Annotated in this window: 13 protein-coding genes; 3 read left to right on the forward strand and 10 right to left on the reverse strand. The window is 70.3% G+C overall.

Translation table 11 applies throughout. The annotated features are described in order from the left end of the window. Positions 1–97: 97 nt before the first annotated feature. On the reverse strand, positions 98–646 hold the full coding sequence (locus ACZ4UV_RS33085; RefSeq protein WP_451020749.1) for a cysteine hydrolase family protein: 549 nt from the start codon (positions 644–646) through the stop codon (positions 98–100). An 83-nt stretch (positions 647–729) separates the two neighbouring features. Here ACZ4UV_RS33085 and ACZ4UV_RS33090 point away from each other — a divergent pair, with 83 nt between their 5' ends. Next, entirely contained in the window at positions 730–1296 is a 567-nt protein-coding gene (locus tag ACZ4UV_RS33090) for a GNAT family N-acetyltransferase (RefSeq protein WP_467842957.1), read from the forward strand. On the opposite strand, the gene ACZ4UV_RS33095 is transcribed toward ACZ4UV_RS33090, so the two are convergent. The 9 genes from ACZ4UV_RS33095 to ACZ4UV_RS33135 form a co-directional block, all read right to left on the reverse strand. Continuing rightward, positions 1293–2789: a type IV secretory system conjugative DNA transfer family protein gene (locus ACZ4UV_RS33095; protein ID WP_451020751.1), complete on the reverse strand. Its 1497-nt coding sequence runs from the start codon at positions 2787–2789 to the stop codon at positions 1293–1295. The two genes, ACZ4UV_RS33090 and ACZ4UV_RS33095, sit on opposite strands and share 4 nt — an antisense overlap. Before the next feature lie 11 nt (positions 2790–2800). After that, positions 2801–4216 carry an ATP-binding protein gene (locus ACZ4UV_RS33100; protein ID WP_451020752.1) on the reverse strand — a complete coding sequence of 472 codons (1416 nt, stop codon included), beginning with the start codon at positions 4214–4216 and terminating at the stop codon, positions 2801–2803. A gap of 14 nt (positions 4217–4230) precedes the next feature. Continuing rightward, complete coding sequence (locus ACZ4UV_RS33105; RefSeq protein WP_351499910.1) at positions 4231–5790, reverse strand: SCO6880 family protein; 1560 nt, start codon at positions 5788–5790, stop codon at positions 4231–4233. Continuing rightward, a complete protein-coding gene (locus tag ACZ4UV_RS33110; RefSeq protein WP_467842963.1) occupies positions 5787–7136 on the reverse strand; it encodes a hypothetical protein in 1350 nt (449 codons plus the stop codon). Before ACZ4UV_RS33110 ends, ACZ4UV_RS33105 begins: the two co-directional genes overlap by 4 nt. Beyond that, on the reverse strand, positions 7126–7959 hold the full coding sequence (locus ACZ4UV_RS33115) for a DUF8175 domain-containg protein (RefSeq protein WP_467842966.1): 834 nt from the start codon (positions 7957–7959) through the stop codon (positions 7126–7128). Before ACZ4UV_RS33115 ends, ACZ4UV_RS33110 begins: the two co-directional genes overlap by 11 nt. Before the next feature lie 140 nt (positions 7960–8099). Continuing rightward, positions 8100–8408 carry a hypothetical protein gene (locus tag ACZ4UV_RS33120; protein WP_089101683.1) on the reverse strand — a complete coding sequence of 103 codons (309 nt, stop codon included), beginning with the start codon at positions 8406–8408 and terminating at the stop codon, positions 8100–8102. A gap of 343 nt (positions 8409–8751) precedes the next feature. Then, complete coding sequence (locus ACZ4UV_RS33125; protein WP_467842970.1) at positions 8752–10059, reverse strand: S53 family peptidase; 1308 nt, start codon at positions 10057–10059, stop codon at positions 8752–8754. Between the two features lie 423 nt (positions 10060–10482). Continuing rightward, on the reverse strand, positions 10483–11856 hold the full coding sequence (locus ACZ4UV_RS33130) for a S53 family peptidase (RefSeq protein ID WP_467842973.1): 1374 nt from the start codon (positions 11854–11856) through the stop codon (positions 10483–10485). Between the two features lie 295 nt (positions 11857–12151). Further along, positions 12152–12754, reverse strand: coding sequence for a TetR/AcrR family transcriptional regulator (locus tag ACZ4UV_RS33135; protein ID WP_467842976.1), 603 nt, complete (start codon positions 12752–12754; stop codon positions 12152–12154). Positions 12755–12844: 90 nt separating this feature from the next. On the opposite strand from ACZ4UV_RS33135, the gene ACZ4UV_RS33140 reads away from it, so the two are divergent. Together ACZ4UV_RS33140 and ACZ4UV_RS33145 are read left to right on the forward strand one after the other, a co-directional pair. Further along, positions 12845–13753 carry an oxidoreductase gene (locus tag ACZ4UV_RS33140; RefSeq protein ID WP_451020757.1) on the forward strand — a complete coding sequence of 303 codons (909 nt, stop codon included), beginning with the start codon at positions 12845–12847 and terminating at the stop codon, positions 13751–13753. Positions 13754–13873: 120 nt separating this feature from the next. Further along, positions 13874–14641: an SDR family oxidoreductase gene (locus ACZ4UV_RS33145; RefSeq protein WP_390042401.1), complete on the forward strand. Its 768-nt coding sequence runs from the start codon at positions 13874–13876 to the stop codon at positions 14639–14641. The last annotated feature ends 24 nt before the right edge of the window (positions 14642–14665 follow it).

A 14665-nucleotide genomic window follows, 5' to 3' on the forward strand; every position in this document is an offset into this window, starting at 1 on the left:
TGGTACTGCAGGGGGGACCCTGTGGGAGAGTAGGACACCGCCGAACAAATATTGGAAAGAGCCCCACACCTCACGGTGTGGGGCTCTTTTGCGTTGTTCAGAAAGTGACGTCCGCCGTATCGGCCGTGCCGCCCTTTCGGCCCGGGGCCTCCTGCCAGCTCCAGTAGAGGTTGGTGTGCGAGATGACCTGCTCCGGGGCCGGCGCGCCGTACGCGGTGAGGTCCTCCGTGGTGTGGGCGTCGGCGACCAGCGTCGCGTCGTAACCGCGGACCATCGCGCCGTGCAGCGTGGAGCGGATGCAGGCGTCGGTCTGGGCACCGGTGACGACCACGCGGCCCACTCCGCGTTCGGCCAGTACGGACTCCAGTTCGGTGTCCTCGAAGGAGTCCCCGTAGCGTTTGTGGACGAGGGGCTCGGTGGCTTCGCGGACGAGTTCCGGGACGTACTGCCAGGGGGCGCTGTCCGGTTTCAGTTCGTCGCTGGAGTGCTGGATCCAGACGACGGGGATCGCCTCGGAACGGGCCTTGGCGAGCAGGGTGTTGATGTTGGCGATGACCTCGTCGCGGTTGTGGGAGCTGTCCACCACGCCGTTCTGCACGTCCACGATGAGCAGGGCGGTGTTCGGTCGGTTCGGGAGAGTCGTCATGGCGCCCACCGTAGACCGCGGCAGTGACAAGCCAACTGACAAACCAGGTGAGTGCGGTGGGCGGTGGGGGTTAGCGTGGCCGCATGAGTGCTACGACCAGCGGTGATTACGTGATTCGCGCGATACGGGCCGACGAGTGGGAGGCGGTCAAGCGGCTGCGTCTCGTCGCGTTGCGGGATCCGGTTGCGGACATCGCGTTTCTCGAGACCTATGACGACGCCCTGGGGCGGCCGGACTCCTTCTACCGGGAGCGGGCGGCGCGTTCGGCCGAGGAGCCGAGCGGTGCGCGGCAGTTCATCGCCGAGGCGGCGGACGGGGAGTGGGTCGGGTCCGTGACCGTGCTGATCGAGGAGGCCGGGACCACGGACTGGGCCGGGTTCCCGGTGGAGCGGCGGCAGGGGCATGTCGTGGGCGTGTTCGTACGGCCCGAGCACCGGGGGAGCGGGCTGGTCAAGGCGTTGTTCGACGCCGGTGTGGCGTGGGCTCGGGAGCGGGGTGCGGAGCGGGTGCGGCTGCTGGTGCACGAGGACAACCCCCGGGCGCAGGGTGCCTACCGGAAGGCCGGGTTCGTGCCGAGCGGAGTGAGCGTGCAGCTCGAGGCGGACGCGGGCAAGCGGGAGTTCGAGTTCGTCCTGGAGTGGCCGGCCTAGACCGGCAGCTCCCGGTGCGGCCAGCGGGAGCGGGCCTGTTCCTGGGAGCGGAGCAGGGCGAGGGACGGCAGGCCCTGGTCGGTGCCGGTGGCCAGGAGGTCGGGGAGCTGGGGGAACGGCGCCACGGCCGCCACGTCGTCCAGGACCAGGGTCAGTGGTGGGTCGAGCCGACCGGAGGATGACCGTTCGGCCATGCGCCGGCCGCGCTCGACCACGCTGGAGACGAGGGCCGTCAGGAGGGGCATCGCGCCGGGGTTGGTCCTGGGGTCCTCGATGGATTCACCGACCACATAAAGCGTGCCCCCTTCGTCGATGAAGGAATCCAGGGCGAGGGCATCGGTTCGGTTGGGTGTGCAGGCCTCGCGGATGTTGACCGTGAAGAGGGCGGCGAGTGCCCTGGCCGTCAGTTCCTGTGCGATGTCGCGGCGTTCGGGGTGGGACGTGAGGGCGGCCTCCAGTTCGCCCGCGGCGCCGGGGGCGGCCTTCGGGTGGGTGCGGAGGGTGCGTACGGCGTCCTGGACGCCGGTGCCCTGTGCCCAGCGGTGGACGTGGCGGATCGTGCGGTTCTCCAGGGCGGCGGCGTGCAGATAGCTGCGCAGGAGGGTCTCGGCCGTGTCGGTGAGCGTCTGGTCGATCTTCGCGGTGGGCCGGACCGGGGTGAGGAGGGCCTGGGCGCGCTGGATCGCGGTGGGCTTGTCCTCGCAGTGGGCCGTGGGGGACCAGTGGAAGCGGGCGGGGGTGTCGCAGAGGTGGTTCGGGTCGTAGAGGAGGACGGGTCCGAGTTTGGCTCTGGCGTCCTTCGTCTCCGACCAGAGGGCGGGGTTGGAGGTGACGACGAGGGCGGGGCCGAGTGCGTCCTGGATCGCCTGGGTCGCGGTCGCCTGCCGGCTCTCCCGTGGTGCCGCGTGGATTCTGGTCCAACTGGTCCAGGTGCCCGGCCGGTCGCCGTTGGCAGCGGAGGGGCGGATGTCCTCCAGAGGGCGTTGCGGTTCTGCGGCGGGTGCGGGGGGCGTCGGCTCCCTGAAAACCTCTTGGAAAGCCGGCTGAGGTGCCTCCTGGAGCGTTTCCGGCTCGGGGCGGGGCTCCGGGACCGCGGTCGCGGGTCTGGTCTTCGCCGCCGCCGTCCGTCTTCTTCTCCCGGCCCGCCAGCGGGCGATCGTCCCCAGCACGAACACGGTGAGGACGATCAGGACCATCAGCTGGCCGATGAACAGGCCCCAGAACAGTCCCCAGCCGGCCAACTGGGCCGCCGGTGTGTCCGGCCAGGCGCCCGTGATGTCGTGCGGGGAGCCGATGAGGTGGCGCATCGCGAGCGGGGTGTGGGAGAGGTTGACGGTCGACGGCCAGCTGCCGTGGGCGAACCAGGCTGCCAGGCCCGTCGCCGTCCACACCATGATCGTGATGCCGAGCAGGAACCCGAGTATGCCGATCAGCAGGCCGTCGGGGATCCCGCCGCCCTGCTGGTCGCGTTCCTGCCGAGGGTCCGGTCTCACGAACGGCCTCCCTACGCCACCGTCGACTCGGAGTCGCCGAGGTGCTGCTCCACGAAGGCGGCGGCCCGCTGCTCCGCCTCCAGTTCGGCGGCGACCAGGGCGTCGTCCGCGGCCAGTAGGTCGCTGGACGACTCGGTCATCGCGCGGTCCGTGAAGACGAGAGGGCGTTCCGTCTCGGTGACCAGGTGTTTGACCACCTGGACGTTGCCGTTGACGTCCCAGACGGCGATACCGGGGGTCAGGGTCGGGATGATCTCGACCGCCCAGCGGGGGAGGCCGAGGACGCGGCCGGTCGCCCGTGCCTCGTCCGCCTTCTGGGCGTAGACCGTCCTGGTCGACGCCATCTTCAGGATCGCCGCCGCCTCCTTGGCCGCCGCGCCGTCCACGACGTCGGAGAGGTGGTGCACCACCGCCACGAAGGACAGGCCGAGCCGGCGGCCGAACTTCAGCAGCCGCTGGAACAGCTGGGCCACGAACGGGCTGGCGATGATGTGCCAGGCCTCCTCGACCAGGAAGATGCGCTTCTTGCGGTCGGGGCGGATCCAGGTGTGCTCAAGCCACACGCCGACGATCGCCATCAGGATGGGCATGGCGATGGAGTTGCGGTCGATGTGGGAGAGGTCGAAGACGATCAGCGGGGCGTCCAGGTCGATGCCGACCGTGGTCGGGCCGTCGAACATGCCGCGCAGGTCACCGTCGACCAGGCGGTCCAGGACCAGGGCGACGTCCAGGCCCCAGGCCCGTACGTCGTCTATGGCGACGTTCATCGCCTCGGCCGACTCCGGCTCGGGGTGCCGCAGCTGCTCGACGATGTCCGTCAGTACGGGTTGGCGGTCGAGGATCGACTCGTTGACGTACGCGTGGGCGACCTTGAGGGCGAAGCCGGAGCGTTCGTCGAGGCCGTGGCCCATCGCGACTTCGATGATGGTGCGCAGCAGCGCCAGCTGGCCGGTGGTGGTGATCGCCGGGTCCAGCGGGTTGAGGCGGATGCCGTGGTCCAGGGCCGCCATCGGGTCGAGCCGGATGGGTGTTATCCCCAGCTCTTCCGCGATGAGGTTCCACTCGCCGACGCCGTCCTCGCCCTGGGCGTCCAGGACGACGACCTGGCGGTCGCGGAAGCGGAGCTGGCGCAGGACGTAGGTCTTCTCCAGGGCCGACTTGCCGTTGCCGGACTCGCCGAGGACGAGCCAGTGCGGGGCGGGGAGCTGCTGGCCGTAGAGCTGGAAGGGGTCGTAGATGTAGCCCTTGCCGGAGTACACCTCGCGGCCGATGATCACGCCCGAGTCGCCGAGGCCGGGCGCGGCCGTGGGGAGGTAGACGGCCTGGGCCTGGCCGGTGGAGGTGCGGACCGGGGAGCGGGTCGTCTCGACCTTCCCGAACAGGAAGGACGTGAAGGCTTCGGTGAGGACGGACAGCGGGTCCCTCATCAGCGCATCAGCCTCTACCTTCGGATTCCGGTGGCGAAGGGCAGTGTGTTCACGAAGGCGCGGTGGTGCTCGCGGTCGCACCACTCCAGTTTCAGGTACGACTTTCCGGCGGACGCCCTTATCGTGCGCTTGTCGCGGTTGAGGGCCTCCGGGGTGCGGGAGGAGACGGTGATGTAGCCGACCAGGTTGACGCCGGCCGCGCCGCTGGCCAGGTCCTCACCGCGCTGGTCGAGGCGGTTGTGGGCGGCGATGTCGCGGGGGTCGACGGTCCGGTTCATCTTGGCGGCGCGGGACGCCTCCGCCTCGTCGTTCGTCTTCTCGGTCAGCATGCGCTCGATGGCGACCTCGGTGGGTTCGAGGTCCATGGTGACGGCGACCGTGCGGATGACGTCCGGGGTGTGGACCAGGAGCGGGGCCAGGAAGTTGACGCCGACCGGGGTCATCGGCCACTCCTTCACCCAGGCCGTGGCGTGGCACCAGGGCTCGCGGGTGGCGGACTCGCGGGTCTTCGCCTGGAGGAACGTCGGCTCCATCGCGTCCAGTTCGGCCGGCCAGGCGTTGCGCTGGGTCATGGCCTGGATGTGGTCGATGGGGTGGTCCGGGTCGTACATGGAGTGGATGAGCGACGCCAGGCGGCCCTGGCCGAGGGGCTGGCGGACGCGGATGTCCGCCTCCTGGAGGCGGGAACAGATGTCGGTGAGCTCGCGGGCCATGACGACGGCGAGACCGGCGTCGCGGTCCAGTTTGCGGCCGGACTGGGGGCGGGCCGCGCGGGCCATCGCCTGGGCCTCGGCGGCCAGTTCGCGGGAGTAGTGCATGCAGGCGACGAGGTACGCGCGGTGCTGCTCGCTGCTGGTGGAGACCATGGACTGGAGCTGGTCGTAGGAGCGGGACAGCCAGTCCGGGGCCTTCTCGTCCCCGCGCTGGGCCACGTCCTTGGCGTGGGCGTCGGGGTCGGCGGGGAGGGTGCGGGCGAGCATCTGGAGGCGGGTGACGAAGCCGTCGCCGTTGGCCACGTGCTTGAGGAGGGTGCCGAAGCGGTCGACGAGGGCTTCCTGGTCCTCGGAGTCGCGCAGGCCGACGCCGGGGCCCTCGATCTCGATGGCCGCCGTCACCGTCTTGCGGTCCGCGTGCAGGAGTACGGCGATCTCGTCGGGGCCGAAGGGCGCGGCGAGCCAGGTGATGCGGCCGATGCCGGGCGGCGGGCCGATCTCGACCTCACGGCCGTCGAGGCGGGTGCCGGCCTCGGACGCCGTGGAGCGGTAGACGGTGCCGTTGCGCAGTGTCCGCTTGAAACTGCGGTTGATCTCGAACCACTTGTAGAACGTGCGGCGCTTGTACGGCACGTAGACCGCGGCCAGCGCGATCAGCGGGAAGCCCATGAGCAGCACGATCCTGAGGGAGAGCACCGGGACGAGGAGCCCGCACATCATGCCGAGGAACGCGCCCGCGATGATGAGCACGATCTCGCCGGACTCACGGTTCCTGCCGATGATCGCGTTCGGCCGGGCGCGGCCGATGAGATACGTACGGCGGGGCGTGATCGGATGGGACAGGTGGGACTCTGTCGTCAACGCCCTTCACCTCCCGAGCTGTTGTTGCGGGTGTTGCTGGCGTGCGGGGTGTTCGCCGGGCTGGGCGCGCGGGGCGCGGGTGCGGCGGAGGGGACAGTTCCGCCGCCACCACCGTTCGGGGTGCGCGTGCTGTGCGCGGCGACGCCGCCCGAGGCGGGGTTGGACGGGCGGGCACCGGAGGCGCCGGAACCGCCGCCCCCGCCGCCGTTGTTGTCGGCGCGGGCGCTGTGGGTTCTGATGCCCTGGGCGACGAGGTTGGCGGGGCTGCTGATGACGGCGGCGGCCTTGCCTTCGGCGCCCGACATGAGGCGGTTGCTGCGGCCGGCCGCGATCTCGTCGCCGAAGCCGGGGACGAAGCGGTAGATCATCGCGCTGGCGAAGATGGCGAGCAGGATGATGGCGAGGCCGGAGACGACGGCGGAGAAGGAGTCGGGGCCGCCGTCGGAGGACAGGGCGCCGGCGAGGCCGAGCACTATCACGATGACCGGCTTGACGAGGATGACCGCGATCATGATGCCGGCCCAGCGGCGGACGTGGCCCCAGAGGTTCTTGTCGACGAGGCCGGCGTAGACGACGGTGCCGAGGAGGGCGCCGACGTAGAGCAGGGCGGCCCTGATGACGAGCTCCAGCCAGAGCACGCCGGCGGCGAGGATGCTGACGAGGGAGACGACGATCAGCATGATCGGGCCGCCCCCTATGTCGTTGCCCTTGCTGAGGGCGCCGGAGAAGGTGCCGAAGAACGTGTCGGTCTGGTCGCCGGTGGTCTTGGCGAGGACGTCGGTGACGCCGTCGGTGGCCGAGACGACCGTGTAGAGGATCAGGGGGGTGAAGGCGGAGGCCAGGACGGTGAGCCAGAGGAAGCCGATGGCCTCGGAGATGGCGGTGGAGAGGGGGACGCCTCGTACCGCGCGCTTGGCGACGGCCAGCAGCCACAGGAGCAGGGTGAGGATCGTCGACGCGGCGAAGACGACGGCGTACTGCTGGAGGAACTTCTCGTTGGTGAAGTCGACGTTCGCGGTCTCCTTGACGGCCCCGCTGAGCTTGTCGATGGTCCAGGAGGCGGCCTTGGCGCAGCCCTGGCCGAGGGAGGAGAGGGGATCGAGGGTGGAGGTGAGGGGGTCGGTGGTGGAGCCGCTGCTGCCGCCGGAGCCGCTCTCGCAGAGCTGCAGGGACGGGCCGGTGATTCCGGCGCAGTTGTTGCTGCTCGGGGTGGCGGACGGGGTCGCGGAGGGGGTGCCGCTCGGCGACGGGGCCGCGACGGCACGCGCGGCCAGGAGGATGGCGGAGGCCTGTACGGAGGCCACCAGGCCGGTCAGCTTGAGCACGTGGTGCTGGCTAGCGGGCATAGGTGAACCCTCCGAATTCCTGGACCGCCTTGCTGATCTCGTCGGTGCCGGAGACGGGGTTGTCTCCGCTGACCGGGGTGGGACCGGTCGTCTGGCTGGACTCCAGGACCTTCCAGTCGCCGTCGCTCCAGTTCAGCTTCATGGTGATGGTGAACCAGTTGCTGGTGACCGGGTTGGTGGACTTCTCGCCGGCCATGCCGAACAACCCGTTGCACCAGACCGCGACGGTGGCGGCGGCGTCGCTGTACGCCGTGACCTTGGTGCCGGCGGGGAGCGTGCGGTTGACGAAGGTGCTGCCCGTGGGGGCCCTGCCGTCGGTGCTGAGGCCGGCCTTCTTCAGGAAGTCGGCCGAGTAGTCGGCGTCGAAGCCGGACTGCATGCTGTTGATGACGCTGGGGTCGGCGACGGTCTGCACGATCGAGTGCCGGGTGGCCGTGATGAACATGCCGTCGGAGCCCAGCGCCGTGGCGTAGTTGGCCGCCGCGCTCTGCGCTCCCTGTGCGCTGTGTGCGTACCCCGTCGGGATCCCGTCGCTCTTCGTCTCCACCGGCTTGGTCCCGCTGGCCGCCGTCGAGGAGGTCGCCGGCCCGCCGCCGTTGCCGGTGCTGCCGGTGTCGGTGCTGTTCGAGGGGGTGTCGTTGCCGCCTCTGTTCGCGAAGGCGATCGCCGCGATGAGGAGGACGACCACGCCGACGACCGTGACCAGGCTCCGGGAGGAGGACCGGCCGCCGCGGCGGGAGGCGCCGCCGTACGGGTCGCTGTCGGGCAGGCGGGTGCGGGTGTGGCCGGTCTCCGGGTAGCCGGGCTCGTCTCCGAGGCTCATGCCGGGTGCTCCCCCTCCACGTCGTACCGGAACGCGTAGCAGTACGACGGTAGCCGTGCTGGTTCCCGCGCGGGCGCGGTGTGGTGACTCGACATCAGGGAAACGCAACCTCGGAGCGGGGGATACGGAGGTCCAGGCGGCTAGACGGCCATGCCGTACACGATGGTGAACAGGGTGCCGAGTGAGCCGATGATGAAGACTCCGGTCAGTCCGGCGATGATGAGGCCCTTGCCCTGTTCGGCGCTGAAGGTGTCACGGAGGGCCGTGGCGCCGATGCGCTGTTTGGCGGCACCCCAGACGGCGATGCCGAGGCAGAGCAGGATGGCGACGGCCATGACCACCTGGATCATCGTCTTCGCTTCGTTGCCCAGGCTGCCGAAGGGGCCCCAGTCCGGAGCGATTCCGCCGATGATGGTGTTGATGTCACCCTTGTCGGCTGCAAGGAACATGTAAGTCACCGCCCCTGGTGGGTAGTTCCGTCCGCCCCTGCTCGGTGCAGAGGTCACGCATCATTGTCGCCGACAACGCCGCCGGAGTATGTCGACTTGACGTCATTGATTGGCGGGTTTCGTACGAAGGGATCGTACGGTCACTCTGTGTATCACGGCAGGTCACGCCGGGCAATGAGGCCTGGGCGGAACCTGTGGTGCAGTTCCGTCGTTAACCCCTTTTACGACCTGGCGGGGTTTTTGACGGCCAGTCGGGTGAATACCACCGTCCCGATGTTCTCATGACGAACGGGCCGCGGCTGGTTGCCGCGACCCGTGAGCCCGTGCGAGGCGGGAGCCGGTACTAGTTGGCGAAGGCGGTGATGCCCTCGGGGGTGCCCCAGCCGGTCGGACCGTCGTAGCCGGTGGTGGCGGTGCAGTAGTACGAGACGGAGCAGGTGCCGTTGTTGCCGCTCGTCACGTCGTTGAGGTACGAGGTGCCCTTGTAGTCGTACGGGTACTGCGCGGGGTAGGTGCCGCTGGCCGGGGTGCCGGCGAGGGCGTAGACGCCGGCGATGATCGGCGCGGAGACGCTGGTGCCGCCGAAGGTGTACCAGCCGGCGGTGACGCCGTAGGAGTCGTAGACGGAGACGCCGGTCGCCGGGTCGGCCACCGCGGAGACGTCGGAGATCATGCGCTTGGTGCAGCTGGTGTCGGTCTGCCAGCTGGGCTTGGCGTCGTAGGAGGAGCAGCCGGAGCCGGTGCCCTCGGAGCTGGACGTCTTCCAGACGGTCTCGGTCCAGCCGCGGGTGGTGGAGGACGTGGACAGCTTGGTGCCGCCGACCGAGGTCACGTAGCGGGAGGCGGCCGGGTACTCGGCGCCGTAGCCGCTGTCACCGGCGGAGACGGTGATGGCGACACCGGTGTGGTTGAAGTACGAGGAGTCGTACGAGGTGTCGGAGGAGGACTCGCTGCCGCCGTAGCTGTTGGACACGAACTTCGCGCCCAGGGTGACCGCCTCGTTCACCGCGGTGCCGAGGTTGGCCATGGTGGCGCTGGTGGCCTCGACGAGCAGGATGTTGCAGTTGGGGCAGATCGCGGAGGCCATGTCGAGGTCGAGGGAGATCTCCTCGGACCAGCCGGCGTCGGAGGAGGGCAGCGAGGTGGTGGAGCCGGTCTGGCTGACCTTCTTGAAGCAGCCGTTGGCCGTGGTGCAGGCGGAGAGGCCGTAGTACGAGCGGTAGGTCGCGAGGTCGGACTCGGCGTTCGGGTCGTTGTACGCGTCGACGATCGCGATGGTCTCGCCCGAGCCGTTGGAGGCGGCGGCGGAGGTGAGGCCGTAGGCCGACCGGAGGTTGGTCGGGCTGTAGCCGGAGGGGGTGGACGCGTCGGCGGCCTTGGGGGTGATGCCGGTCTTCGCGGCCTGCTGCTTCTGGTAGGCGGTGAGACCGCCGGTGACGCGGTAGGAGTTGCAGGCGAGTTCACCCGTGTGCTTGGGGGTGGCACAGGGGGTCGCGGTGTAGGTCACCTTGGACGACGCCGAAGGTGCCGCGTCGGCCTGGACGGCGGTGCCGAAGCCGGCGAACACCAGCGCGGCCGTGGCCGCTGCCGCGGCGCCGATCCGGCGCCAGCTGCCGCGGGTGGACGGTCTGTTGGGGGGAGTGGAACGCATACGTGCAGCCTCCTGAGTTCCTGTACTGGGGTTGGAACAGGGGCGGTGCGGGTGCGATCTGGTGCGTTCGCCGCCGGTACGGGTTCCCCGGCGGCGGGGCGGCGGCCCGCGAAGAGAATCCTTTGTTGAGTACGTGACAACAAGAGGCTGCTGGAATCCTGACTTCCGCATTGCCGAACGGGGCCTTCGCGTGACCCTTCGATGGCGGCCCGTTGGATTACGGGTGACGGGTGCTTGACTCAACTCACAGGAAATGCATGGGAGTTGCCAAGGACAAGAAACCTGGGGCAGCGCGGACATGAAAAACGGGCCACGGCCGGATGCCGTGGCCCGTCTCTCTTTCGCTGCCGCCGAGGGGACCCCACGTCCCCCTCACGGTGGCGGCTCCCCGTGACCCGACGGGGAGGTCATGCGGTGAAGGGCTCAGCCGGTGAAGGCGTCGGTCCCCTCGGGGGTGCCCCAGCCGGTCGGGCCGTCGTAGCCCGACTTCGCGGTGCAGAAGTACGAGGTGGAGCAGGTGCCGTTGTTGCCGCTCGTCACGTCGTTGAGGGCGGAGGTGCCGGCCGCGGCGTACGGGTACTCGGCCGGGTAGTCGCTGGTGCCCGGGGTGCCGGCCAGCGCGTAGACCGAGGCGATGAGCGGCGAGGAGGCGCTGGTGCCGCCGTAGGTGTTCCAGCCGGTGCCGTCGGAGCCGTAGGAGTCGTAGACGGAGACGCCGGTGGCCGGGTCGGCGACGGCGGAGACGTCGGCGATCATGCGCTTGGAGCAGCTGGCGTCGGTCTGCCAGCTGGGCTTGGCGTCGTAGGCGGAGCAGCCGGAACCGGTGCCCTCGGTGCTCGACGTCTTCCACACCGACTCGGTCCAGCCGCGGCTGTTGGAGGAGGTCTTCAGGGCGGTGCCGCCGACGGCGGTCACGTACCGGGAGGCGGCCGGGTACTCGGCGCCGTAGCCGCTGTCACCGGCGCTCGCGGTGATGGCCACGCCCGCGTGCTTGTAGTACGAGGTGTCGTACGTGGTGTCCGAGGACGACTCGGAGCCGCCGTAGCTGTTCGACACGAACTTCGCGCCCAGCTTGACGGCCTCGTTCACCGCGGTGCCCAGGTTGGCGTCGGAGGCCGACTTCGCCTCGACGAGCAGGATGTTGCAGTTCGGGCAGGTCGCGCTGACCATGTCGAGGTCGAGGGACTCCTCACCGGCCCAGCCGCTGTCGGCGGAGGGGAGGGAGGTCGTGGAGCCCGTCTGGGAGACCTTCGTGAAGCAGCCGTTGTCGGTGGTGCAGTCCGACAGGCCGTAGTAGGAGCGGTAGGTCGCCAGGTCTTCCTCGGCGTTCGGGTCGTCGTAGGCGTCGACGATGGCGACGGTCTCGCCCGAGCCGTTGGAGGCGGCGGCGTCCGTCAGGCCGTAGGCGGACTGGATGTCGCTCGGGCCGTATCCGGTGGGGGAGTCGGAGGCGGCGTCCGGCTTGACGGTCTTCGGCGCGACGCCCTTGAGGGCGGCCTGCTTCTCCATGAAGGCGGTGGTGCCGCCGGTGACCCGCAGGGCGTTGCACGCGGCGTAGCCCGCCTTCGGGGTGGCGCCGCAGCCGGCCTTCTCGTACTGGACGTGGGCCTTGGCGACCTGGGCGGCGATGGCCTTGGCGCTGACCTTGTGGGCCGCGGTGGCGGTCGCGGTGGCCGCGCTGGCGTGGGCCGCGGTGCCGAAGCCGGCGACCAGGAGCGCGGCGGTGGCGGCGGCTGCCGAGCCGAGCTGGCGCCATCTACCGCGTATGTGGGGGGAGTTGGGGGTGGGCGTACGCAACGTACAGCCTCCTGGAAGAGGTGGGACAGAGGCCTGCGGGTGGGGGACCACCGGTGTGGTTGCCGGTGGGGGCGGCGGCCCGCGACGAACCATCCCCTTGTTGAGTACGCGACAACAAGGTGGGTTTCGGAATCCTGACTTCCGCGTTACTGAAGGGCGGGAAGGACTTACTGATCAATGGGGCCCGGATGGCCGGAAGTTGGGGTTCGGTTGACCTGGAGCCCCTCCGGAGCGGGGCTCAATGCGCGTTGATCGGGGCGTACCGAGCCCTCTGAAGCCTCCAAGTGGGCCGGAATCAGCGGGGCTTGAGGCCGTGCAGGACGAGGTGGACGTGCTGGTCCAGACCGGCAAGGACCGCGTCCGGCGGGAGGGTGCCGTTGGTGGCCAGCGCGGCCAGGCCGTGGATGCAGGCCGCGGCCGTGAGGGTGACGGTCTCCGGGTCGCCCTGGACGACCTCGCCGCGCCGCTGGGCGTCGGCCACCAGCAGGACGAAGGAGCCCAGGGAGTGCTCGGCGGCGGCGGCCAGGTCGGTGCCGGCGTCCGGGTCGTGCTTGCGGGAGTACATCAGCTCCAGCAGCTCGGGGTTGCCGACGGCGAAGCCGACGTAGGCGCGGGCGAGCGCGGTCATGCGCGGTTCGAGCGCGGCGTCCGGGCGGTCCGCCGAGGTCAGGGCCTGATTCAGCCGCTCGTAACCGCTGAGGGCGAGCGCGTCCAGCAGGGCCTGCTTGTCCTTGAAGTGCCGGCCGGGGGCAGCGTGGCTCACCCCGATGTCGCGGGCCAGTTCGCGCAGGGACAGGGCGGCGGTGCCCTTCTCGCGCAGGGTTCGCTCGGCGCTCGTGAGCAGGGCGGCGCGCAGGTCTCCGTGGTGGTAGGGGCGGCTTTGCGGCATGGGGGCCATCGTATCTCGATGTAGTCGACGTCAGCTTTGTTGGCGTTGCCATCTTTGTTGTCGTTGACAGCATTGTTGTCGACGCCTACATTGGCGGGCATGGCTGAGAAGAATGACAAATGGAACGCTTCCGACCTCCCCGGTCTCTCCGGTCGCACGGCCGTGGTCACCGGCGCCAACAGCGGCCTCGGCTTCACGGCCGCGGACGCGCTGGCCCGGGCGGGTGCGCATGTGGTGCTGGCGGTGCGGGACCCGGAGCGCGGGCGGGCGGCCGCGGCGCGGGTGAACGGCAGCACCGAGGTCCGCCGCCTGGACTTGGCCGACCTGTCCTCGGTAAGGGAGTTCGCCGCCGGCTGGGACCGGCCGCTGGACCTCCTGGTCAACAATGCGGGCGTGATGATGCTCCCGGAGCAGCGCACCAAGGACGGCTTCGAGATGCAGTTCGGCACGAACCACCTGGGCCACTTCGCACTGACCAACCTGCTGCTGCCCTACCTCACGGACCGTGTGGTCACCGTCTCCTCGGGCCTGCACCGGGGCGGCGACGGAGTGATCCACTTCGAGAACGTGAACCTCGAGGGCGCCTACAACCCGACCCGCGCCTACGCCCAGTCCAAGCTGGCGAACCTGTTGTTCGTGCTGGAACTCCAGCGCCGGCTGACGGAGGCCGGCTCCCGCGTCCGCGCCCTCGCCGCCCACCCCGGCTACGCGGCCACCAACCTGCAGAGCCACACCGCCAACCCGCTGGCCCGCCTGGGCATGCGGCTCGGCAACCGCCTCCTCGCCCAGGACGACCGCGCGGGCACCCTCCCCACGCTGTACGCGGCGACCCAGGACCTGCCGGGCGCGAGCTATGTCGGCCCGGACGGCCTCGGTGAGATGCGGGGAGCGCCGACCCTCGTCGGACGCAGCGCGGCGGCGAGTGACCCGGCGGCGGCCCGCAGGCTGTGGACGCTGTCGGCGGAGATGACGGGGGTGACCTGGGCGCTCGGGGTGGCGGCCGCGTGAACGCCGTGGTCGTGTGAACGTCGTGACCGCCCAGTTTCCGGACGCCCGGCGGGCCCGTCGCGGCACCCGGATACGGTGAGCCGATACGACGGACAAGACGGTTCTCCGGGAGGTGGCCGGATGAGCGGCGGCGCCGTGGACTTCACGCTCGGCGGGCGTACGGCCCTGGTGACCGGCTCCGTGCGGGGGCTGGGCCTGGAGATGGCGCGGGGACTGGCCGGCGCCGGTGCGCGGGTGGTCCTCAACGGCCGGGACGCCGTGACGCTGGAGGAGGTGGCGGCGGGCCTGCGCGAGGACGACGGCCTGGACGTGACCGGCGCCGCCTTCGACGTCACCGACCGCGAGGCGGCCGAGGAGGCGGTGACCGCCCTCGGCGCGATCGACATCCTTGTCAACAACGTGGGCCACCGGGACCGCCGGGGCGTCGAGGAGATGGCGCCGGACGAGCTGTCCACGCTGCTCGACGTCCACCTGACGTCGGCGTACGCGCTGAGCCAGACGGTCGCCCGGGGCCTGGCCGAACGGGGCACCCCCGGCCGCATCATCAACGTCTCCTCCGTCGTCGGCCAGCTCGGCCGCATCGGCGACGTCGCCTACGCCACGGCGAAGGCGGGCCTCGACGGCCTGACCCGGGCCCTCGCGGCCGACCTGGGCCCCAGCGGCACCACGGTCAACTCGGTGGCACCGGGCACCTTCGCCACGGACGTCAACGCGGAGCTGGCCGAGGACCCGGAGTGGGGCAGATGGCTGCGGACCCGCACCGCACTCGGGCGCTGGGGCCGCCCGGCCGAGATCGCGGGCATCGTCGTCTTCCTGGCGAGCGACGCGGCGTCGTTCATCACGGGGCAGACGATCGCGGTGGACGGCGGGATGACCACGACGTTCTGAGGCCGCCCGGCGTGGTGAAACCGG

This window comes from Streptomyces sp. NPDC028289 (assembly GCF_055565975.1).